This window comes from cyanobacterium endosymbiont of Rhopalodia gibberula (assembly GCF_003574135.1).
In the GTDB taxonomy this organism is placed as follows: Bacteria; Cyanobacteriota; Cyanobacteriia; order Cyanobacteriales; family Microcystaceae; genus Rippkaea.
This window is the reverse complement of sequence record NZ_AP018341.1, coordinates 2,610,208-2,633,384: the sequence shown is the minus strand read 5'-3', so window position 1 is coordinate 2,633,384 and position 23,177 is coordinate 2,610,208. Positions and strand designations below refer to the sequence as shown.

At 35.5% G+C, this 23,177-nt stretch carries 18 protein-coding genes; 5 read left to right on the top strand and 13 right to left on the bottom strand.

The features are described 5' to 3' along the window. Positions 1 to 1,225: 1,225 nt before the first annotated feature. Entirely contained in the window at positions 1,226 to 2,143 is a 918-nt protein-coding gene (locus RGRSB_RS08540) for a PhzF family phenazine biosynthesis protein (RefSeq protein ID WP_119260680.1), read from the bottom strand. A gap of 817 nt (positions 2,144 to 2,960) precedes the next feature. Here RGRSB_RS08540 and ychF point away from each other — a divergent pair. Further along, entirely contained in the window at positions 2,961 to 4,052 is a 1,092-nt protein-coding gene (gene ychF / locus RGRSB_RS08535) for a redox-regulated ATPase YchF (protein ID WP_119260679.1), read from the top strand. A gap of 1,054 nt (positions 4,053 to 5,106) precedes the next feature. On the opposite strand, the gene RGRSB_RS08530 is transcribed toward ychF, so the two are convergent. The 4 genes from RGRSB_RS08530 to RGRSB_RS10220 form a co-directional block, all read right to left on the bottom strand. Next, entirely contained in the window at positions 5,107 to 6,261 is a 1,155-nt protein-coding gene (locus RGRSB_RS08530; RefSeq protein WP_119260678.1) for an NAD-dependent epimerase/dehydratase family protein, read from the bottom strand. Positions 6,262 to 6,415: 154 nt separating this feature from the next. Beyond that, complete coding sequence (gene accD / locus RGRSB_RS08525) at positions 6,416 to 7,351, bottom strand: acetyl-CoA carboxylase, carboxyltransferase subunit beta (RefSeq protein WP_119260677.1); 936 nt, start codon at positions 7,349 to 7,351, stop codon at positions 6,416 to 6,418. A 53-nt stretch (positions 7,352 to 7,404) separates the two neighbouring features. Next, entirely contained in the window at positions 7,405 to 7,542 is a 138-nt protein-coding gene (locus tag RGRSB_RS10225) for a hypothetical protein (protein ID WP_172582081.1), read from the bottom strand. A 413-nt stretch (positions 7,543 to 7,955) separates the two neighbouring features. Further along, a complete protein-coding gene (locus tag RGRSB_RS10220; protein WP_172582080.1) occupies positions 7,956 to 8,129 on the bottom strand; it encodes a hypothetical protein in 174 nt (57 codons plus the stop codon). A 191-nt stretch (positions 8,130 to 8,320) separates the two neighbouring features. On the opposite strand from RGRSB_RS10220, the gene hisD reads away from it, so the two are divergent. Next, on the top strand, positions 8,321 to 9,625 hold the full coding sequence (hisD, locus tag RGRSB_RS08520) for a histidinol dehydrogenase (RefSeq protein ID WP_119260676.1): 1,305 nt from the start codon (positions 8,321 to 8,323) through the stop codon (positions 9,623 to 9,625). Positions 9,626 to 9,777: 152 nt separating this feature from the next. Here the strand turns inward: hisD and RGRSB_RS08515 are convergent, their stop codons facing one another. From RGRSB_RS08515 to RGRSB_RS08500, 4 genes are all read right to left on the bottom strand, one after another. Further along, on the bottom strand, positions 9,778 to 10,341 hold the full coding sequence (locus RGRSB_RS08515) for a hypothetical protein (protein WP_119260675.1): 564 nt from the start codon (positions 10,339 to 10,341) through the stop codon (positions 9,778 to 9,780). A gap of 151 nt (positions 10,342 to 10,492) precedes the next feature. Next, positions 10,493 to 11,875, bottom strand: a complete 1,383-nt coding sequence (locus tag RGRSB_RS08510; protein ID WP_145961897.1) for a hypothetical protein — start codon at positions 11,873 to 11,875, stop codon at positions 10,493 to 10,495. A gap of 1,870 nt (positions 11,876 to 13,745) precedes the next feature. After that, on the bottom strand, positions 13,746 to 14,345 hold the full coding sequence (locus RGRSB_RS08505; protein WP_119260673.1) for an ATP-dependent Clp protease proteolytic subunit: 600 nt from the start codon (positions 14,343 to 14,345) through the stop codon (positions 13,746 to 13,748). 38 nt (positions 14,346 to 14,383) lie between these two features. Continuing rightward, positions 14,384 to 15,061, bottom strand: coding sequence for an ATP-dependent Clp protease proteolytic subunit (locus tag RGRSB_RS08500; RefSeq protein ID WP_119260672.1), 678 nt, complete (start codon positions 15,059 to 15,061; stop codon positions 14,384 to 14,386). 2,097 nt (positions 15,062 to 17,158) lie between these two features. Here RGRSB_RS08500 and RGRSB_RS08495 point away from each other — a divergent pair. Beyond that, positions 17,159 to 18,292: a DegT/DnrJ/EryC1/StrS family aminotransferase gene (locus tag RGRSB_RS08495; RefSeq protein WP_119260671.1), complete on the top strand. Its 1,134-nt coding sequence runs from the start codon at positions 17,159 to 17,161 to the stop codon at positions 18,290 to 18,292. A gap of 320 nt (positions 18,293 to 18,612) precedes the next feature. Here the strand turns inward: RGRSB_RS08495 and RGRSB_RS09910 are convergent, their stop codons facing one another. Next, entirely contained in the window at positions 18,613 to 18,756 is a 144-nt protein-coding gene (locus RGRSB_RS09910) for a YdcF family protein (protein ID WP_145961896.1), read from the bottom strand. Between the two features lie 195 nt (positions 18,757 to 18,951). After that, positions 18,952 to 19,641: a diacylglycerol/polyprenol kinase family protein gene (locus RGRSB_RS08490; protein WP_119260670.1), complete on the bottom strand. Its 690-nt coding sequence runs from the start codon at positions 19,639 to 19,641 to the stop codon at positions 18,952 to 18,954. Between the two features lie 111 nt (positions 19,642 to 19,752). On the opposite strand from RGRSB_RS08490, the gene crtD reads away from it, so the two are divergent. Continuing rightward, complete coding sequence (gene crtD / locus RGRSB_RS08485; protein WP_119260669.1) at positions 19,753 to 21,258, top strand: C-3',4' desaturase CrtD; 1,506 nt, start codon at positions 19,753 to 19,755, stop codon at positions 21,256 to 21,258. A 60-nt stretch (positions 21,259 to 21,318) separates the two neighbouring features. On the opposite strand, the gene RGRSB_RS08480 is transcribed toward crtD, so the two are convergent. After that, positions 21,319 to 22,128, bottom strand: a complete 810-nt coding sequence (locus tag RGRSB_RS08480; RefSeq protein ID WP_119260668.1) for a response regulator transcription factor — start codon at positions 22,126 to 22,128, stop codon at positions 21,319 to 21,321. 301 nt (positions 22,129 to 22,429) lie between these two features. Between RGRSB_RS08480 and RGRSB_RS08475 the strand changes: the two genes are divergently transcribed. Next, positions 22,430 to 22,675 (top strand): DUF6761 family protein, encoded by a 246-nt coding sequence (locus tag RGRSB_RS08475; RefSeq protein WP_119260667.1) that lies wholly within the window; start codon positions 22,430 to 22,432, stop codon positions 22,673 to 22,675. A 66-nt stretch (positions 22,676 to 22,741) separates the two neighbouring features. On the opposite strand, the gene grxD is transcribed toward RGRSB_RS08475, so the two are convergent. Then, the gene (grxD, locus tag RGRSB_RS08470; RefSeq protein WP_119260666.1) at positions 22,742 to 23,065 is read right to left on the bottom strand and encodes a Grx4 family monothiol glutaredoxin; all 324 of its coding nucleotides are present in this window, start codon (positions 23,063 to 23,065) and stop codon (positions 22,742 to 22,744) included. Positions 23,066 to 23,177 lie beyond the last annotated feature (112 nt).

Sequence of the window (23,177 nt, the reverse complement as noted above, 5' to 3'; positions counted from 1 at the left end):
TTAGAATTTAGTCATCTGGCAGGACACTTAATGGTCTCGACGAGAGATAATCAATCAGTAACGATGACCACAATGATTCTATATTAACCTCATTGACAAAATCCTGATACTATAAATAATCTTGTGTATTTGGACTATTTAGATGTGAAATTAAAGAGAGATCATTTTTTATTATCTCTGTTTGCCTTAATAAAACTGATTATATCCAATGTATAGAATGGTAGACTAACAGTTAGAAATTAGGAACAAGGAATGGGAAACAGTTAAGATAGAACTATCATATAATAATGATTATAAATATTAAATTATTTGAAGAATGAAACATAGATATTACCCAAGTATATTAATACGTAATCACAATTCTTTCTCAAAAAACTATCTCGTATAGTTTAAGTTCAAAAATATACAGAGATAATATTGAGATCTAAATATATTAGATTTATGGATCTAGTGTAAGGTTAAGTTAATGAATAATGGAATTTGTTTGATTTTATATAAAAGGGTAAGATTATGTTCGGGGAAAAAGATAGAAATAATTTTTACCTTATTAAGAGAGAAAAATCTAATAATTACTAGTCCTATCAAAAAATTAGAAATTTAAAATATGTTTTCCATAGGAACAAAGAAAATTTACAAAAAAACGTAGTTTGCTTAACGGAGACTAACTTAGTGTTTCATTCATAAACGGTTATAGTTACAGTGTTTTTCAGCTTTATCTAGCTCCCTATATTAAATTTTTACAATTTTTTTTTTTTAAGTTGTATTTATAAGAAAGTAAAATTTAACTTTTTATTCAGTTCTAATATTAGATTCTATAATAGAGAATCATTTTTACTTTGTGGAATTACTTTATCTTTTTCGACTTGTATATAAATACAACTCACTAGATTCTACATATAGACTAAGGTGCGGTTTTTTATTTTTTCGGTTTATTTTTATTTATGATATAGATAAAATTTTGTCTCTGATTATATTAGCCTAATTTTTATTTAAACTAGCACTAAATGATCACTATCTTTTAAAAATATTTGCGTTTTATGTTTATTTGAGCTCACCTACTTATAAAAAAGAAAACTCAGTTAATATCTCAAACATATCACAATAAATTCGCTGAATTACATCAAGTCTTAATAAATTTAGGAAAGTAGCAAATAGGTGTTGAAAATGAAGTTTTTAAATCTTAAATGTAAATTAAAATAAGTATTGTTTGCTATAAAATCACACTTTATAGATCAGGAATTTCCATGGAGCCTTCACTCACTAAAACCGACACTCCTCCAACACAAATTTCTTTGACTTTTCCTTGTTTTTTTTTTGCAATTACCTCTAAAATACTTGGTCTTCCCATCTCAAAACCCTGTTCAACTCTCCAGTTTAAAGTTGCATTAGAAATCTCCTCTCGGATAGCTAAATAGCCTCCTAACGCTGTTGCTGCTGATCCGGTTGCGGGATCTTCCAGAATTCCCATGGAAGGAGCAAACATCCGTGCTCGTAGATCCGACCCTTCCCTTTCAGGCTCAAAACAAAAAACGTAGACAGAAGGGGCCCAATGATTCGCCAAAATATATTGCCAGCAATCACGGTTAAATTGAATATGTCCTAATGCTTCTCGGTTATGAAGGGGAACAAATAGAAAAGGAACTCCACAAGAGACTCCTTGGATAAAATATTTATCGTCTCGAAAATCAGCGATTTTCAACCCTAAAATTGAGGCTAATTCCATTACCGAGGGGGAATTGTTATTAAACGTTGGAAGTTGGACAGCTTTCAATTCTGTATAAACTGGTTTTCCCCTTTCAATTTTTATTGAAACAGGTACTAATCCTATCCCTTCTTCTAAAAGAAGAGTCTGCTTTTCTTCAGAAATAGAAATCTCTCCAATAAAGCTTAAAACATAGGCAGTTCCTATGGTAGGATGTCCAGCAAAAGGGAGTTCAGTTGTAGGAGTAAAGATCCTGAGTTTTCTGATTCCTTGGGAAGTTTGGGGCGGAAAAACAAAGACCGTTTCCGAAAAGTTGAATTCGGCAGCAATTTTTTGCATTTTCTGAGTGGTTAACCCTTGAGAATATGGAAAAACAGCTAACTGATTTCCTCCAAAGATTTGATCAGTAAACACATCAGCTGTATAGAACTTATACTTCATTTTTGCTTAATTATTTTTGGATTGATTAAACTCAATTTTATTCATTAAATAGATAATATTTTCCAATTTATTTATCAACTCTTCCAAATCTCCCTCCACTATACTTCAAATCTTAATAAAGCAGTTGAACTCCTATAGATTTAACTTAATGTCATTTAAAACTTTTTTTTACATTTGGTTATTTATTGTCCTATTTTTTAAAAAAGTTTACGATAGTTATCCCAATTTCGAATCCAAATATATTCGGTTAATTTTAAAAATTAAATTAAGTAACCTAGGAATTGATTGAAAATCGCTTGTTCCAGAAATAACTAACTTTATAAAATCTAAATTTTCCAAATTTGCTTCTGTTAATTTATCTAAATGAAGTTAAATCTATAATTACTGTTTAATTCCTAAAAAATTTTTTAGGAATTAAACAAGTCATAATCTGTAAATAATTTAGAGTAATATATTGGATTTTTAAATTAGTTTTTACCAAAATAAAAACTAATTTAAATAGCTTTTTAAAGTTAAAAGTAGTTAATAATTTATAGAAAATTTGCTTTTACTATACTCTATAAATCAAAAACATATAATCACTGTTTTTTACTTCTTAAGAGCTTTGCAAAATAAGCTTTTAAATTTATGTTGATTATTATATTTTACAGCTAGTCTAAAGAAGGTATCAAAATAATAAGCAAACACATGAATGACTCATTTATGTGTTTGACCTTCTAGACAAGAAGGAAGACCTTAAGATACTATAGTGATCGTTTTTTATGTTATAAACATATATGACTACTCAATAAATTGTTGTTCATTATATAATTAATTTATGCTAAAAGCTGGAATTGTTGGACTTCCTAATGTTGGTAAGTCAACCCTGTTTAACGCCTTAGTTACTAATGCTAAAGCCGACGCAGCCAACTTCCCCTTTTGTACTATTGAACCGAATGTAGGAGTTGTCGCGGTTCCCGATGAACGTTTAGAAGTATTAGGCAAGTTATCTAAATCTGAAAAAATTGTTCCCACCCGAATTGAATTTGTGGATATTGCTGGTTTAGTCAAAGGGGCTAGTCAGGGTGAAGGTCTTGGAAATCAATTCTTAGCCAATATACGAGAAGTAGATGCTATTATCCATGTAGTTCGTTGTTTTGATGATAATGATATTATTCATATATCTGGTTCAGTTGAACCTACTAGAGATATCGAAGTCATCAACTTGGAGTTAGCTTTAGCAGACTTATACCAGACGGAAAAACGATTAGAACGAGTTCGAAAACAAGTTAAAGGGAAGAGAGAGGGACAAGAAGAAATACCCGTATTAGAGAGGATTATCGCCGCACTTAATAAAGAAGTTGGGGCACGTCACGTAGACTTAACGGAAGAAGAAGAAGAGTTGATTAAATCCTTGGGATTACTAACAAGAAAACCTATTATTTATGTAGCTAATGTTTCTGAGGATGACCTAGCTACGGGGAATGAATGGGTTAAACAAGTTGAAAAAACAGCGAAAGAGCAAAATGCCAAAGTTGTTGTTGTTTCTGCTCAAGTAGAATCAGAATTAGTAGAGATTTCTGATGAAGAAAAAGCCGACTATTTAGAATCATTAGGAGTAACAGAAGGGGGATTGCAATCTTTAATTAAAGCTACCTATGAGTTATTAAGATTACGAACCTATTTAACTACGGGACCTCAAGAAACTCGCGCTTGGACAATTCATGCTGGGATGAAAGCACCCCAAGCAGCAGGAATCATTCATACTGATTTTGAAAAAGGATTTATTAGGGCTGAAACAGTCGCTTATGATGATTTAGTCACCTGTGGAACCATGACAGCAGCCAAAGAAAAAGGGTTAGTTCGCAGTGAAGGAAAAGAGTATGAGGTTAAGGAAGGAGATGTTTTGTTATTTAGATTTAATGTTTAATTGTGATATTGCAGAAAGGTAATAATCACTTATATTATTTTATACTAAATTAGTGATCGCATAATCCGCCGGACATTAGGTTTGAACAACGACAATAATTTAGGGGACTATAGACTAGTAATGCACCGTACGGGGAAGGGGTCGCAATATGACCAAAACATAGACTTCTCAATTAGTAGAGAATGAACAATATAAGTAAGCAGTGTATAATTTTTTCAAAGATTCAGAAACAGAAGATTTTGTAGTTTGGTACTCAAGGTTACCAGAGTGTGTTTCTCTGGGCTCTTTTTTTTAAAACTATAGATTCTTCCGTAAGTTAATTTTACTCTTCCCTCTTTTTTCTAAATTTTAGATAGTTGTTGCTTATTATTAAGTTCTTTTCTTCCGTTCCTTGAACAATGTATCTGGGAATTGTTTCTATAATGATTCTACCCAATATGCAGTTTCCTTGATTTTTAATTCTCTTGTATTTAAACACGAAATTTTTGCTTTTATTCTCGTTCTGAAGAAAATTTCCGGATTGCAAGTCAATTTTTATGATGCTTGTTTTTCTAATTGTGTTGGCTAAATTCCTAAGAAAGCTAGTATTTAGTGATCGCTCTTTTTCGACTGCTTTTCTATTTTATGTTTGTTTAAGATCACTTCCTTAGTGATTATCGATAGACTACTTTTTGCAACAGAATCAATTTTATAATTCACCAGAAGTACCATCGAGAGCTGAAGTACCTCAAATTCCTAAACTTTTCTATAGACTGTGCTACGAAGTCTCTAGAAATATGTCGCACTACCAGTAGCTGAGTTAATACAACGATGGGGTGAAGTAAATTATGAGAACCGAAGATTAAAGTTAAAGAACTGATAGACAAGAAATATATCACATATGAATAACGTTCATGAAAAAATGATTAATCAAGTGGTGGAAGAAGAAGTAGCAGTTGAAAATAAGATGTTACATCGTGTGATTGAAGAAGTCTAATAGATTGCCCTTATTTTCTTGGCAACCCATATAAGGTAGGCATTGCCCACCTTATATAGCTTATTTAATAGATTGCTCTTATTTTCTATGCCAAGATACCCTGGGTAGGATTTGTTCTTCATCAACCCGACCTTTATACTTCTGAGCGAAGTTCAGCAAAGAATCTAGGAGAGAATCAGACAAATAATGGGGTTGCAATCCGAGATCAAGTAAATTAGTGTTTTTAGCGTTGAAATAGTGTTCTTCTAATTCGACCCTGGGGTTTTCTAAGTTATTAATCTCTACATTTAATCCTAAGGAGTTCCCCGCTTTTTTAACCATTAGAGCTAAGTCCATAATACTGAATAATTCAGTAAACTGATTAAATACTCGGAATTGACCAGCATCAGCTGGATTGGCAATCGCAATCTCTACACAACGTACTGTGTCTCGAATATCTAAAAATCCTCTAGTTTGTCCTCCCTTTCCATAAACCGTTAAAGGGTGACCAATAGCTGCTTGAATACAGAAACGGTTCAACGCTGTCCCAAACACTCCATCGTAATCAAGGCGGTTGATGAACGTCTCATTTATCCTTGTCTCATCGGTAAGAACGCCGTAAACAACCCCTTGGTTTAAATCAGTCGCTCTTAAGCCCCAAATTTTACAGGCAAAGTGAATATTGTGGCTATCGTGGACTTTACTTAAATGATAGAAACTACCAGGTTGTTTGGGATAAGGTAGTGTATCCTTGCGTCCATTATGTTCGACGGTAATATACCCTTCTTCGATATCAATGTTTGGGGTTCCATATTCTCCCATGGTTCCCAGTTTGACGAGGTGACATTCGGGAAAGTCTTCTTTGATTGCGTAGAGAATATTTAAAGTTCCTACTACATTGTTCACTTGAGTGAAAACCGCATGTTCACGATCAATCATCGAATAAGGGGCTGACCGCTGTTCTCCAAAATGAACGATCGCCTCTGGTTCAAACTGGCGTAGAGTTTTACTCAGGAAACCATAATCAGTAATGTCGCCCACAAACAGATCGATACCATTCCCAGTCAAATCCTTCCAGCGTTGGATACGTTTTTGAATTGGGGCAATGGGAGTCAAAGTATCCACCCCTAACTTACTATCCCAATATCGCCGACTTAAATTATCGAGAATCCCAACCTCATATCCTTTTTTGGAAAGATATAACGCGGTTGCCCAACCGCAGTAACCGTCGCCGCCAATAACCAGAACTTTCATACTGACTCAATAAATTATTTTGCCAATTTTCGGTAAAAATACCAGATCTTGATGCTTTCTAAACCATTTGATCTTGATAATTTGTGCCTGATACAACAGTTTACCATCTTCTTTGAAGAGTGTTCTTATAGATTATGTTCATCTCTTAGAAAATTTATTGTCTGTCAACTTTGAGTGACAGCTCCGATTCTGGTTGGAATGTTTCCTCCTTCAATGGAGGAAGGACAGGGAAAAAAGGCTGATGAAGACTAATTAACTGAGCTAAGATTTTCTTTAATTGAGTACGGGGAACAATAGCATCAACAAAGCCATGTTTGAGCAAATACTCAGAGGTTTGGAAGCCTTCAGGGAGTTTTTCTCGTAAGGTTTGTTCAATAACCCGTCGTCCAGCAAAGCCAATAGTTGCTTTGGGTTCAGCTAAAATAACATCCCCTAACATAGCAAAACTGGCTGTTACTCCCCCAGTGGTAGGATGGGTTAACACAGGAATGTACAGTAATTGTTTGTCCCGATGTAATGCTAGGGCTCCAGAAATTTTCGCCATCTGCATTAAACTTAACATTCCTTCTTGCATCCGTGCCCCTCCTGAAGCACAGACAATAACAACGGGTAATCGTTTTTGGGTAGCATATTCAACTAAACGACAAAGTTTCTCCCCAACCACTGATCCCATACTCCCCCCCATAAATCGAAAATCCATTACACCGAGAGCTATGGGTAAACCATCGACTAATCCTGTTCCTGTTTGTACTGCATCAATCAGTCCTGTTTTTTCCTGAGTATCTTTGAGTCGATCACTATAGGGTTTGCGATCAAAGAACTTCAGGGGATCAGTGGGTTTTAGATGTTCATTAAGGGGTTTCCAGGTCCCATCATCGATTAACTGAGCAATCCGTTCGTCACTGTCTACCTGCATATGATGACCACACTCAGCACAAACGAGTTGATTGGCTTGAAGATCTTTCGTATAAGTAAGAACATCACAAGCAACACATTTAGTCCATAATCCATCAGCAATTTCCCGTTCTTGTGTTTTTTGAATAGTGGGTTCAGATTTTTCTCGGTTAGCGAACCAGTCTAATATAGACATATAAATTTCAGTAATTAAATGAACTAATAATAAAGTTGTGATCTACCGTAGATTTAACCTTCTTCAGGTAAACTTAATAATAACAAAGCCGTCCACTGACTAGGAGGACGAACTTGTAGGTTAGCTTGAGAACCCTGGCCACAATAGACCCCAATACCAATTTCAATTACACAGCTCGATATATCATACACGACTTTCCAATGATAACTAACAGTCCTTACTGTAATTCAAGATACAGATTTTAATTCAGAAAACTTTGGAGTTGACACTCCACTAGTTAATCCTAAATCATCAGTTCAGCACAATCCAAATTTTCAACACAGCTCTACCAATTTCCGCCCTTCAGTAGAGAATATTTGCAGCTTATCAACCCCAAATAACCTCAAATCTTAACCCCAACACTAACCTTAATTCCGTTATTATTCTAGATACGATCATGGCACTCGATCAATTAAGGAGGAGTAATTAACTAACCACTTAAGATCTAGTCAACCACATTGGTTGAACAAAACTGCCAAGAAATATAAAAAAACGCTAGTCTGGTTACTATTTCTGCCAACGTATATAAAGTCCGAAACCAACTACAAGGCCCTGATAATTATAATCATTCTAACACTGGAACATTTTTAGTTTTTCCTAGTTGACGACGACGATCATGATATTTTCGACAACTGTATAGAAAATCTAGGAAGGAAAGTCTTTCTAGCGAAAGATAAATGATAACGTTGATGAAACAACTACTAATTCGAAGTTCTACAAGCTGAGAGAAACGACACAACAATAAATAATAGCGGCGATTAATAAGTTTATGAGAGGGTTAACTATAATTAAATTTCTTAAGTTTGTCGGGTAGCTTAATCTGTCACTTATCTAGAGTTTGTATGGAAGAAACCCTAATATTATCTCTCAACACTAGATATAATCAGAGCTTATAATAGAGAGATGACGCAGCATTTAGGAGTAGCGATCATGGTCAGAATTCTTAAACTTGCTCAATTAACCTCCGAAGAACTTGCTGCCTTGCACCGACGAGCAGAAGTTGATGTCGATCAGATGCTGCCTATTGCTAAGCAGGTAATCGATGAGATTGTCCAAACTGGAGACGCCGGGGTGATTAAATATGCCCGTGAGTTCGACTATCCAGAGGCATCGGTAGACAACATTAAGGTGACAGAAGCGGAATTTGCCCAAGCACGGAAGTTAGTTGAACCAGACGTTAAAACTGCTGTTGAACAGTCATTTCGCAACATCCAAACTGTTCATCAAGGACAGATGCCAGAACCGATACATCTAGCTGAAATTGATAACGGCATTTTCGCGGGAGAAAAAATTACCCCTATTCCTCGGGTAGGATTATATGTTCCTAGGGGTCGTGGAGCGTTTCCCTCAATTATGTTGATGTTGACTATTCCAGCGATGGTAGCAGGGGTAAAAAAGATTGTAGTTTGTACTCCCCCGGATAAACAGGGGAACGTGGAACCTATTTCCTTATTGGTGGCCGAAATGGCTGGGGTTAAGGATGTCTATAAACTCGGTGGAATTCAAGCATTGGGGGCAATTGCCTTAGGTACTGAAACTGTCCCTAAAGTCGATAAACTTATCGGACCTTGCAGTATTTACGGAGCGGCCGCTAAACGAATTTTGGTCGGTAAAGTAGATGTGGGACTTCCCGCAGGACCGAGTGAAAGTATCATCTTAGCTGACGAAACTACTGATCCTCAATTAGCTGCTGTGGACTTATTAATTGAAGCTGAACATGGTTCGGACTCGGCCGCATTATTAGTTACCCACAGTGAAACGGTTGCTCAAAAAGCCCAGAAATTTGCCTTAGAATATCTCAAAAAACTTCCTCAATGGCGCAGAGAATTTTGTAAAAATGGATTAGCTTCCTATGGGGGAATTGTATTAACTTCAAGTCTAGAAGAATCAATTCAGTTTATTAATGATTATGCTCCCGAACATCTAGAAGTATTGGTGGCAGATCCTCTCAGTTTACTAGGAAAAATCAATAATGCTGGAGAAATTTTATTAGGGAAATATACTCCCTCTTCGGCGGCTACCTATGCCATTGGCGTTAATGCTGTATTGCCCACGGGAGGCTTTGCCCGGTCTTATTCGGCGGTGTCCGTGTTTGATTTTGTCAAACGCTCGACAGTAGCTTATTTAACGGCTGAAGGCTTCGAAAAAATCAAACAAACCGCTCAAACTTTAGCTAGTTACGAAGAGTTTCCAGCCCACAGAATGGCGGTTGAAGAAAGAAAGAATCTTTTATAAGTCTTCAAGTCCCAGAACAGCTAGGAAACTTAAAGTTAACTCGAACCGTCAACAAAATCATAACGTTACCCGATCTAATAGAGTAACGCTATTGATTGTGGTTATGTTTTGCTCTTGTCACCAAATACTCTAACTTCCGTCAGGACAAGCCCCTACCACATACCCCGAATAGGAGCTGTTTCAACTTCAGTGTTAGGCGCCAAGGGAGGTAAACTAACATCAGGGCGATCCCAATCGATGTCGGTCCTTTCAATGAGGGCTACTTCTCTTAAGTCTAAACGAGAAACCCATGCGGGCATGGCATAATCATAGAGCAATTCGAATTCCTCTACATCATCACTGAGGATAACCCATTTGTTGTCAACTATTTTCATGATTACGTCGGATCCAGCTACCAAGGTTGGCCAGCGTTTAGGAAGACGAGTAGTGATACGCCACACCTCATCATCCCCAATTTGAACATAGGGAGGAGATATAGTTTGTACTTGAGCTACATCACCAGTCACACCCCGGATACGTCCAATAGCATAGTCTTCAAACTTAAACTTAACCCAGTCTTGTTGATAAACTTCGATAGGATCTTCTAGTTCATGACCGCGCAACTGACTAATCAAAATTTCGCCCTTAGTGGGTTCTGCTTGCACAGGAGCAATAGACAAAGCTGACATGGCAGCTACTGCTAATCCTGCTAATAAATGGGACTGTTTAAAAAACATGATAACCTCACTCCAACTGAACTTTATGGGCAAATTATCCGTAGACGCCTATCAGCATAATTCAGTTCCTTAGGATAGACCTTAAAATTTAAAGATAAATTTATAAGTCTTTGGTATCAATCCTGGGATTACTGGAAAGTTTGTCTAATCTTTAAGAATTTAGTCTGGTTCTGAAGATTTCCAAACATTGAGAGATATGATTGTTCACTTGTCCGAAGAAAGTTGAAGCGATGTTACGCCATTGAGATATTTTCTTTAGAGAAAACACACTATCGGAGGACATCTGAGTGATTTTCTTTCGAGAGTTCAATAATTTGTTTTCATCAGTTTTTGTGTTGGATTCTATTTTTTCCTCTTCAATAGTTACTTCTTGACTACGTGATAGCTTCCTCTCTCCAAGAGAAACTTCAGAAAACTCTCCCGGTGCTTCAGGAATAGCAATAGAGTAGTCTGAGATTGTCCTCATTTCTTCTAGGGTTGATGAAGGCTTTTCGTCTGAAGGTGTGGTTTCTTTGTTAGAAGGTTCCACATCCTGTGTAATAGCTTGATCTTGTACAATAGCTTCTTCAACTAGAGGTATAGGAGGGATTTTCACCTGATAATTAGTATCAACAATAGATCGGACAAGTTCAGCTGAGAGTTCTCCTCGAATTAATTTAGACAGAGTATCTTGACCGTTAGGTTTATAGGTAATGAGTCGAACTGTATTATTGAAGGCATTATCAACTAAATTTCCTTGTTCATCAAGGAATTCTAATTGGACCCAGTTCGTGCCTTCCTCAAACCCTTGAATATAAATAGCTTTCCATGTATCAACTAAAAAACTTTCCCCGTTAATAGTTACTCTAATACGCCAGTCAACAACGTTATCATCGGCATTTTCTTGTGCTATTAAATGTAACGGGGCATTGGTTAGGTAAAAATCTAACATAATTGGCTGGGCTCCATAAATTCCCCTAGGACGATTGTAGGTGAGGAGGGGAAGAGACATATCCGGAGCGTTTTCTCCTGTCTTGGTTAAAATATAGAATGTAGTCTGGTCATAGGCTCCATCGTTTTTGAAACTTTCATGCCAAGGCCTTGATGCAAACACCCGCAGTGTATGGGTTCCTGGAGTTAAGTTTTCCAAAATAATCGGTTCATCGAGACTGTAAATCGCTTGATAAGGTTCATTGTCGAGAATTAGATGAAGATGGGGTCCAAGTCCTAAGTCAGGGTCTTTGAACAGGGGATAGTCTTTCACATCGAGTTTGACAACGATGCTAAGCTCAGAAAAAACGCGATCATTTTCAGGACTAATAATGTCAACTTGAGGCTGATATTGCTCCAGAGTTTTGTATAATTCTTGGATAACCGGTGGAGGAGCTACTTCTACCAGTTTATTGGTAACAATAGCTTCAGAAAGCGGTTCCAATAAAGATTGGGATGTTTCTAGGCGATCTTTACAGCCGATCAATCCCCAACTAAGGAAGAGTATAAGGAACGATAGACAAAGGGACTTGATGAGTTGTGATCGCATGTTAAACCAAAACACAAGGATTTCCTCCTTAGACTGTAGCAGTTTATCTGTATTACATTAATGAGTGAATGATAACTCGGTTTCAATCTTAAACCTGAAGTTTGATATTAATACAAGTTGTTGCCGGTCCTATGGATGTCGTGATTTTTACTTAGAATAGGTAATCTAGCCATGGCACTCTATTTGCTACATAGCAGAGTTTAAGCTTAAATTCTATTCGAGAACATTAATAGTTAACAGGAATAGGGAATTAAGTACTTTGCAATGCTTCAATAAAGAAGTAGGATAGCTATTTTAAGGTCCACAATTAAAGATTTTATGATATTATTGTATGTTTTAATTAACCTATATAAAAAATATATTTCTTATTATTGAACCATAATTTAGTTGCTCAAGCTGTCACAAGATAGATTGTATGTCTCAACCTAATTGTTGTTTAAAAAACTCTTAAACTTGATAGAATATTTGATATATATTTAAGTTTTAAACAAAGTATTTATTCTTTTTATAAAATTAATAAAAAGAATAAAAATAGTTTATTTTATATTCTTTCTTATGCAGTGAATAAAGATTTGAGGTATTTTCGTTATTTAGGGTTTTAAATATTAATAATCACAGTAGATAATGATACATCTACAAAACTAGAATAACACTCTTAAAAATATCTACTGAAAATAGAAATTATAGTTCAAGTCGAACAAAAATAAGTAGCCTCTTACTACTTTATATAATTATTTCGGTAACAAAAAAAAGAAGAAAATGAGCGTAATCAGAGAATGGATCACTATTATTTATCATCGTTCTCAAAAAAAATAGCTCTCTGTTTAAAAGATACACATTTTTCTACTTAAAAGAGTGACAGAGTCGGATCATATTTTATTTGGTTGATTTTTACTTATACTTGAGTACCCTTCTCTTTTAAAAAAAGAAATAACGTATTAATTCATAATTAATATATGCTTAGTTAAAAATTACAAGTCTTGATAGAATTTTATTGTCAAATTCTTTAGTTCAATTTTTGATGTTATCCTTCAACGATCTGATAGTTCAAATAACTTAGTCAAAGCGGTAACAAAAAGTCTTTTCCAAAAAAATATATAAAACACATAAACTAAAGTAACATCAATTTAACTTTAACTACTTAAATAAAGGAATACATAATTTTTAAAACAATGATTCAAAACTATCTATTTATGTACTAAGTTATAATCAATAATAACTACTATATATATTTCTTTATATTCGTAATTTTTTATAGTTTTATCTATTTATATAAATAAATAGATTTAATTTTCTGGCTTCTTTTTCTATAAATCTCTATTAAGATATTGGTTAATTATCGCCTTTATTTTTATTCATTTCGATCTCCAGACCTTTTCACAAAAAGAATTAAAAACTTCTCCTAGAATTAACTTAATTTTTCTCTCTTTTTTTTAAAAAAATTAGATAATTGTTGGCTATTATAAATGATTTAATCATTTTCTAAGAGCTATTCAAAATATTTTATATATTCTTTCAAGTTTTTTTATTTTCACTTCTTGAATAATCTCACCATCTTTCTGTTTCTTACCTAAATAATCCATCTATAAAAATACTTTTCTAAGTATATTTTCTGAAAGATTTACCCAATCTGTAACTTCTTTAATTTTCTATCCTCAGGCATTTAAACATAATATTTCTGCTTTTTTTCTAAAGAGCATTCTTGAATCGATCTTTTTTAACTACTTTTCTATTTCGCACTTATTCAATCTCATCTAATCAGAAACAAACTTGGTTGTATTTTTACCTAGATATTGAGGATAATAACAGCATTCTTAAATTTCAATGTCCCCCAAAATAGTAACTATCATGAGGGAACAGAATAATGACAAACGTAACCAATTAACTAAACCGCACGTTCATCAATGACCTTATCAATCAGACCATATTCTTTAGCTTCTTCTGCTGACATATAATAATCTCGGTCTGTGTCTTTCTCTATTTTCTCAAGAGTTTGTTGAGTTTCATCTGCTAAAATTTGATTAAGTTGACGACGAATTCGCAGGATTTCATTGGCTTCAATTTCAATATCTGTAGCTTGTCGTCTTCCTGTTCCTCCCATGGGTTGATGTATCATAATACGAGCATGGGGGAGGGCTAAACGTTTTCCTGAAGTTCCGGAAGCCAATAAAAACGCTCCCATCGAAGCGGCTAACCCAACACAAATGGTAATCACATCAGATTTAATGTATTTCATTGTGTCGTAGATAGCCATGCCTGCGGTAACGGAACCCCCAGGAGAGTTGATATACAAATAAATTGGTTTACCAGAATCTTCTGAATCGAGGTATAACAAAAAGGCGACGATGCGATTCGCTAAACTGTCGGTCACTTCCTGACCGAGAAAAATAATTCTTTCCTGACTCAAACGGGTATAAATGTCAATCCATCGTTCGTATTGACTACCAGGAAGACGATATGGAACACTAGGAACACCAAGGGGCATAAGCGATTAATTCAAAGGTAAAGGTGAACAACAATTGACTAAACAGTAGTTAAAGGTTTAGGCAATTCTTTGGAACTTTCTAAGACTCGGTCAATTAAGCCATATTCTTTCGCGGCCTCAGGGGTTAAATAGAAAGTGCGATCAGTATCTTTGCTAATTTTCTCTACAGGTCGCCCCGTATTTTTAGAAAAAATCTCTAACATGGTTTGTTTGTTAGACAACACTTCTTTCGCCCGAATTTGAATATCGGTAGCTTGACCCCTAGCTCCTGATCGGTTTTGATTGAGAACAATAGTAGAGTGGGGGAGACTTGCTCGACAACCTTTAGTTCCTGATGAGAGGATCATCGCTGCCGTCCCCATGGCCTGGCCAATACAAATAGTATGGATGGGAGGTTTAACATAATTCATAGTATCGCAAATGGCAAAGGCTTCTGTCTCAAAACCAATAGCGTCTCCGGTATACCAAGAAGTCCCCGTAGAGTTGATGTAAAAGTAAATGGGCTTATCTGGATCATCAAACTGTAAATACAACAGTTGAGCGACAATCAATTGAGTAACATCAATTCCGACTTGTTGTTTTACGTCATCAGAGGAAAATAGAGGCATTCCCAGATAAATAATACGTTCTTTTAGTATTAAGGATTCTAAATCTGGGGGAGGTGTTCGGAAGTTAGTGTCTCCGTAGTAAGCAGATTGAACGGCTTTGATCTCCATTGGTCGATTGTTAGTTTTGTATGTTGATAGTCCCATTGCTTGGGATACATAACACCACGTATGAAGATTAGGGAGTAGCTAAAAGTAATAGACTTGTATATATCCAGGCCTTTTGCCCTTTGCCTGACCTGTAGTGGTATTATGGCTTCTGCCTCTGATTCTAACTTACTTCAAGGATAGACCGTCGTTGAACTCACCTTATTTTTGAAATATTAGCTTGAAACATAATGAGTCCCCAAAAATATAGATAATGATTTCTATCATCTACATAAATTTTTATGGATTATTTTTGTCTGGAATTTAGACTTAAAATAGAATATTGATTTTTGTTTCAAATCCTAATCCAGAGAACAATTACTGCTCAAAAGTTGGCAGCTAATTTTTAAAAAATCAGAAAAAACTATTAATAGTGATAAGATAAGTAATATCTAAGTAAATAGAAGTAGCTAAAAAAAAGTTATCAATAGATGTCAGAGGCACCAGCTTGTCTAACAATCTCTTCTAGAACGAGAATAAGAGCAGAAATGTTATTCTTCAATCTAAGAGAATAGAAAATTAAAAAGATTGTAGATTGAAAGCAATATAAATTCAATTCTAACTCCCTAGATGTAGAGTACGAAATCGTTTTGTTAAAAGTTTGTTTAGAGCCATTTACTAAAAAATTTTACACTTATCTTATTTGATAGCTGGTTTCGATTTGGCAGCTCACACTAACAGTAGTAAGTCAATCAGTCAATTATGTCTTTATTAATCACTAAATCCGTTGCTCTATTGATAGTATTATTGAGACATATAAAATTATAATATTCTTGAAGTCACAGATATTATTTGTTTTCAAAAAAAGTTTTTAATGTAATTTAAATCAGGAAAATAAGAATATAAATACAACTTTTTATTCTGTATATAGTTCATTCGTTCTTTATATTTTTGTTACTTTATGATATGACTACACAAGCCTCTAGCTAACCACAGTTATAGGATCAGCATTTCTGTTGCATAAATAAAAAAATCTTTTTTATTTATACAACTTTTAAAAGTAAAAGCGGACAAAAAACTCGATGTAGAGAGCGCTACAATTGACATAATATTTTTTACTCTATTATTAGGACATTTTTTATAAGCCCGTTTTTCTTTGGTCGCTCTGGCACAGGGACAAGTCATGGCTAGATGGACTCTGGTTTTGTCAGTAAAAACTTAGATCTGGAAGTTTGAGTTGTCCCTGTGTTATTCTATATTTCTATCTCAAAATCTGATTCCTATGTATGTATACTTTCAGAGCATGAAGTATTTTTTCTTTGATTAACTTAAGTCTTTGGACTTAACAAAATATATTAGTTCTAATAACTTTAACGTCTATTTATTCGTGCAAGTAAGTATTTAATTCTTGTAGAGTAGTATAGTTATCTTAACCTAAATTGTTCTGCTTTAATTCAAAGAGAGCTTCTTCGGTCACAAGGGAATAGTTCTATGCTTTCTATTTTTTTCTAATGTCAAAAAAAAAATATTAATAAAACTATAATTACCTTGATTTTTTTTATTTACTAGATTAATTAATTGGTTTTATTGTTAATTTTTATTTTTTTATTAAAAATTAATCATTAAGTGTAGCTTTATTTGTCAGGTTTCTTTAGTAATATCTATCTAAATAAAAAATTCTATGAAATACATTGTATGTGTAGACTATTTCAAGAAAAAATTTGCCATGTTATGATTACAGAAGTTATGTCTGGTCCATAACCATACGAAATAACAATGGAAACTAAGTGCAATACTAGTAAAAAATACAGTAGACACAAACTTGATAAAATAGCAGTAGAAGCTTGTTATGCTTATTCAAGATAACTTAATAAATTTTATAAAAAATCTTAGTTTTTCTGGACTTAGTGTGATAATTCATTATTTAATAACTTCTAAAATTGTTATCTTAACTATTGCTTTGTCTTATGTCTTTAACTATGATCGAAGATCTGGGGCAGTCTTTTGAGAAGTAGCTAAGTTAGAAGTTAAAATTTCTTCTTAATTTTTACATTTTTCTCTCTTCCAATTCCTAATCTTGGGTTTAGAATTAATTGAGTTAGTGTAATTTTTATTAGCAACATGACAAAACAACCCATTAAACCCTTTTATTTTGATATTACAGAAGACGAAATTGAGTTCTTTGCCGAACAATCTAAAATAATTCTTAAATCCGCTAGACTAGTCTTAGGGGAGAATACCTTAGAATTTGAAAAAGCTTTTGCTAGATATGTAGGAACAAAATACGCGATTGCTGTTAATAGTGGTTCTTCAGGATTAGAAATTCTCCTGCGTCTTAAAAAAGCTGAAAACACTACATTATTAGTTCCGACCAACACTAATTTTGCTACTGTCGCTGCGGTCCTTCGTATAGGAGGACAGGTTCAATACCTTGATATGGATGAAACAACCTTTGCCCCATCTTTACAGATGGTACAAGAAGCTGTTAAAAAAGGGGCAACTACTAAGATTTCTGGGGTACTTTGGGTGCATATTGGTGGAGTTATTTCTCCAGAATTTCCTCAAATTATTGAATATTGTCGTCAAGAAGGACTTTTCGTTCTTGAAGATACAGCCCACGCTCATGGAAGTCAAATTAATGGGGTGAAGGCAGGAAATTTAGGAGATGGCGCGGCGTTTTCGTTTTTTCCTACGAAAGTAATGACAACTTTTGAAGGGGGGATGATCACCCTCAATGATGAGGAGGAAGATTATATTGCGCGATCACTAAGAAATCAAGGGAAACGGGGAATGGACTTTGGAGGATTACACACAGATTTTGGCAATAGTACCCGTATGACAGAAATTCACGCAGTTTTAGGTCGAATTCACCTGGACAAACTGCCCCAAATGTTAGCTAAACGGCAAAAATGTTATCAGTTAATTACTGCATCTTTACGGGAAGCAGGACTCAAATTTGTGTCTACAGATCACATGGATAATGCTAGTCAATATAAATTAATTGTTCATGTTCCTGATGGAAAAACAGCTCAGAAAATTAAAGACGCATTAGCCCAGGAAAATATATTTTTAGGGGGAACAGTTTACGAAATTCCCTGTCATTTACAACCAATTTTTAAAGGAATTTGTGATGGTCAAAGTTTCCCTCGTGCTGAATATTGGTGTCCTAAGCATATTTGTCCCCCGTTAACGTCGGGAATGACAGAACAAGAAGCTGAAATTGTAGGAAAAGCGTTAGTCAAACAGTTGATTTAGTAGTTTATAATTAATCTAGGTAGGATGGGTTACGGTACGGAGAAAAGTATCAGTCTTTTTCCTAACCCATCTCCTAGTAGTTGTTGTCTTATTATTAAGTACTAGGCAACACATCTAAAATGAATTCTCCTAAGCTCCTTTTATCACTAACAATAATAATTGTAGTGATAAAAGGAGCTGTAGATGTTGCTATTGGTGCTACTATTATGTCAGCTCTCTATTTTTCATATATAAAGACCTTGCTTTATATATGAAAGCAATAAGTAATTAACGAAAATTACTAAGTCTTTAATTGCTATAAAATTCGCTTACATATTAATCTAATTTTGGTAAGTATTGGAAGAATCTGGTTTTTGAAAAATTGCTGAGGTAGGGACTCCTAACATCTGTAATAATTCTGTTATTTCTTTATACCTAGACCAACCATTATCTGATCGAGCTACTCTGCCCGATTGATTGCCCATACCTAACCTATCTCAAGTATCTCAAAAATATTCTTTCGATTTATGGTCAAAATAGGTTAGCCTCTTTTCAGACTGTTTTTTGATAACTATTGTAGTCTTAATTTTTGGCGGTTATTATTTAATATAATCGTCAACTTCGTTGTATTTTGACTAAAATATTGAGAGTAACAACTGTGTTTTTAACAATCTTCGAACTCACGTTAAATAAAAAGCAACAATAGCACTACTTAAAGGAACTGTCAAATTATCAATTCCCCATTTAGAAAATAATTCTAATCCTGTCGCTATAACAGAAACTAGTAAAGAAGTTATAAGGATTAAATTAATAGACTCTCCTGTAAAAAATAAGATAATACTGGTAATCAAAAAACTAACGCCCATTATAGTTAGTGAGCCTTCCCAACTTTTTTTAATTCCCAAAATTTGATAAGGGTGTCGACCAACTCTTTTACCAATAATTGCTGCCATTCCATCTCCCCAGGCCATTATTAAAATGCCAATAACAGCATATTGAGGTTTATTTATCATCCAAAACCAATAAGTTAAAATACCGATACTGACTGCATAGAAAAATGTTCCTAAGCTTTTACGCTCCACACTATTAATGCTAGGAAGAATCGGAAAAAAATAGGAAATCAGCGCAACGAAGCTAGCAATGAATGAGGCAACTAACAATACCCATAGCGGCAGTTTAAACCACCAAGCAATTAAAATAACATTACCAGAACCAATGTGAACAAATTTACGGGTAAACTCGGCATCAGCACTCGTTAAACGGTTCATTCCTTCAGCTAGACCAATTATAGTTCCTAGATAAATTAGGACTAAACTTAGAGGATGCAAGACAGATAAAAGAAGTTCCAATTTAGGTAGTAATTTAGACAAAGACGTGAGATAAATTCGATATTCAATGCATCAATTAATTATAGTTTGTCCATCAGATGAAAACGCTACAATAATCAAGAAAGAATTTTAAGAAATATGAATTAAGTAACCATGCCGCACTCCATTATTGTTATCGGTGCTGGAATTGGAGGATTAACCGCAGGGGCATTACTCGCCTGTCGGGGTTACGATGTAACCGTCTATGAACAAGCAGGTGTTCCTGGGGGGTGCGCATCCACCTTCAGACGGCGGGGGTTTAACTTTGATGTAGGGGCGACTCAAGTGGCAGGGTTGGAACCTGGAGGCATTCATCAACGAATTTTTGCTGAATTAGGGATAGATATTCCCCCCGCTACTCCATGCGATCCAGCTTGTGCCGTGTTTTTGCCACGGGAAACCGACCCAATTCGGGTATGGCGAAATTCTGAGAAATGGCAAGTAGAAAGACAAAAACAATTCCCAGGGAGTGAACCTTTTTGGCAATTGATGGCTAAATTATTTCGTGCTAGTTGGAATTTTCAAGGGCGAGAGCCAGTGCTACCTCCTCGCAACATCTGGGACCTCTGGCAGTTAATTTCTGCACTGCGGTTAGATACTTTTGCCACTGTTCCCTTTGCTTTGATGACAGTGGGGGATGCTTTACGCTTGTATGGGTTAGCCAATGATCAACGTCTTAAAACTTTTCTGAACTTGCAATTAAAGCTTTATTCCCAGGTGAATGCTGATGAAACTGCTTTGTTATATGCAGCCACTGCCTTAGCGGTTTCTCAAGCTCCGCAAGGCTTGTATCATTTTCATGGTAGTATGCAAGTGTTAAGTGATTGCCTAGTAAAAGCATTAGAAAAACATGGTGGCAAACTTAAACTTGGCTACAGTATAGAACAAATTCACCCCCAGAATAATCACGTTGAACAGGTCACTATACGTCATCATAAAACTGGAGAAACCAGGACAGAAACTGCTGATCATGTCGTTGCTAATGTTACGGTTCAAAACCTAATCAAATTATTAGATGTTTCTCCATCTTTCTTCTGGACACTTTATCAAAATCGTGTAGAAAAATTACCTCGACCATCAGGGGCATTTGTGGTTTATTTAGGGGTTTATCGTCAGGCTATTCCAGATAAATATTTCCCACATTTACAATTTCTTTATGATGATAATAAACCCATTAGTGAAAATAATTCTCTGTTTATTTCAGTCAGTGAACCGGGGGATGGACGTGCCCCCAATGGACAAGCCACCATCATTGCTTCATCCTTTACTGACCCTCAAATTTGGTTTGATAAGACCCCAAAAGCCTATCGGGCTCTAAAACGACGATATACTTCCGAGGCGATTGCTCGTTTAAGTTCCTATTTTTGTCTTACTCCAGATACTCTTATTCATCAAGAAGCCGCGACGCCTTGCACATTTGCTCGATTTACTGCTAGAGCTAAAGGTATTGTTGGGGGTGTTGGTCAGCGTGTCTCTACTTTTGGACCTTTTGGCATCGCAACCCGAACTCCGTTAAATAATCTTTGGTTAGTGGGAGATTCTACTCATCCGGGGGAAGGAACCGCAGGGGTTAGCTATTCAGCTTCAACCGTTGTCCGACAAATCGAGATGAGTCAGTAATTCCCTGTAGAGAAGTGTAGGGATACAAAGGAAATAAAGGAAAAACTTTTGTCTCTTGTCTTACTTCATTGAAGATGTATTGGATAGACGAGGATTGGTTTGATTAGAACTTGTCGAGTTATGACTGTGGAAATTTACTTGTGTGCCAATTGGTGGTGCCGCCGGGGACGTTGACGAAGATTCGTGAAGTGCCTCTGGATTGAATCGATAGCCAACGTTACGAACCGTTTGAATGAGACTCGGTTGTCGAGGGTCAGTTTCAATTTTCTTTCGTAGGGAAAGAACATGGGTATCAATTGTTCGCGGATTATCAATAGCTTCAGGCCAAGCTCGTTGTAGCAGTTCCGAACGACTCAAGGGATTTCCTTCTGCTTGAGCTAAAACATACAACAAACTGAATTCCTGGGGAGTTAGGTCAACAAAATCTCCTCGGTACTGGACTCGACGCTGAACTAAATCAATTTTTAAATCCCCATAGTCAAGATACAGGGGAGCAGAAGCCACCCGCAAACGTCTGATTAGGGCTTCAACCCGTGCCATAAACTCTTGCATACCAAAGGGCTTAGTCAGATAATCATCGGCTCCGGCGTTAAGTCCTTTAACAATATCTTTTTCATTAGTACGAGCAGATAGAATTAAAATGAAAGATTGTCGCTGATTATGTAACCATTGACACAATTCCATGCCATCTCCATCAGGCAAATCGGAGTCGAGGATAACTAAGGACGGCAAGCGATGGGCAAAAGCATTACGAGCTTGTTGGAGATTTGCGCATTGCTGAGCCATATAACCCGCTTGCTGTAAGTGCCAACCCAAAAGCGATCGCAGATGAGGATTTCCCTCAACGATAGCAATATAAATCAGATTCACCTTAGTTTGATTCCCTATAAAATAAACACCATTAGGCTAACAGAGCCAATGTCAAGAATATATAACATCTGTTACGACACCTTCACCCGGTCCCTAAGAAACTCTTAAGAATTACTCAAGATTATTTTTTTTATTTCAGGATACATCACATATTTAACTAACAGCGAAATTAAAAAAATAAAGCGGTTACAATGAGATCAACGATTAATTGAAGAAAGTCTCCGATAATACTAATAACAATTAATGGGGCTTTCTCCGATGTTTACTAAACTCCTATAAACCCTCTCTATGTCATTTCCTCATGCTTCAAGATACTCAAGCAATTCGTTATTATCAAAAGCTAACTGACAGTATGGTGGACTTATGGCATCGAGGTCGTCGCTTTGACGAAGTCCAGTCTTACATGGATGGATATCTAGCCTGTCTACGTCATTCTAGTATCCTCGAAGCTCACTTAGTTTACCGTTTGGAGGAAGAGACATGGCGTTTTTTACGCGATCCTTCTAACTTTGAAATGTCACTACAAACCAAACCCGATTACTATTAATCCCATAAATCAAAAACTAAGGGAAAAAGAAAATTTATAACAATCTTTTTCTCCTTAGTTTTTGATTTAAGAAGCTAATGCTGATTCAACCATTTGCTGCAATTCACCATTGTGATACATTTCAATCAAAATGTCACAACCGCCAACAAATTCCCCATTGATATAAACTTGAGGAATAGTTGGCCAATTAGAATATTCTTTAATTCCTTGGCGAATGTCATGGTCTGCTAGAACATCAACCGTCTCATACGAAACCCCTAGGGTATTAAGAATTTGAACAACATTGTTAGAAAATCCGCACTGGGGCATCAACTTAGCTCCCTTCATAAAAACTAAGATTTTGTGGCTATTGATTAATTGATTAAGACGATTCTTAAGTTCTGGTGTCATAAACACTCCAAAAATAAATGACAGATTTTGACGGTGAAGATATAGATAGTAAACCAATCAATGATGAGATGAAACAATAGAAGTTAATCCTAATTGCCGTTTATTCTAACTT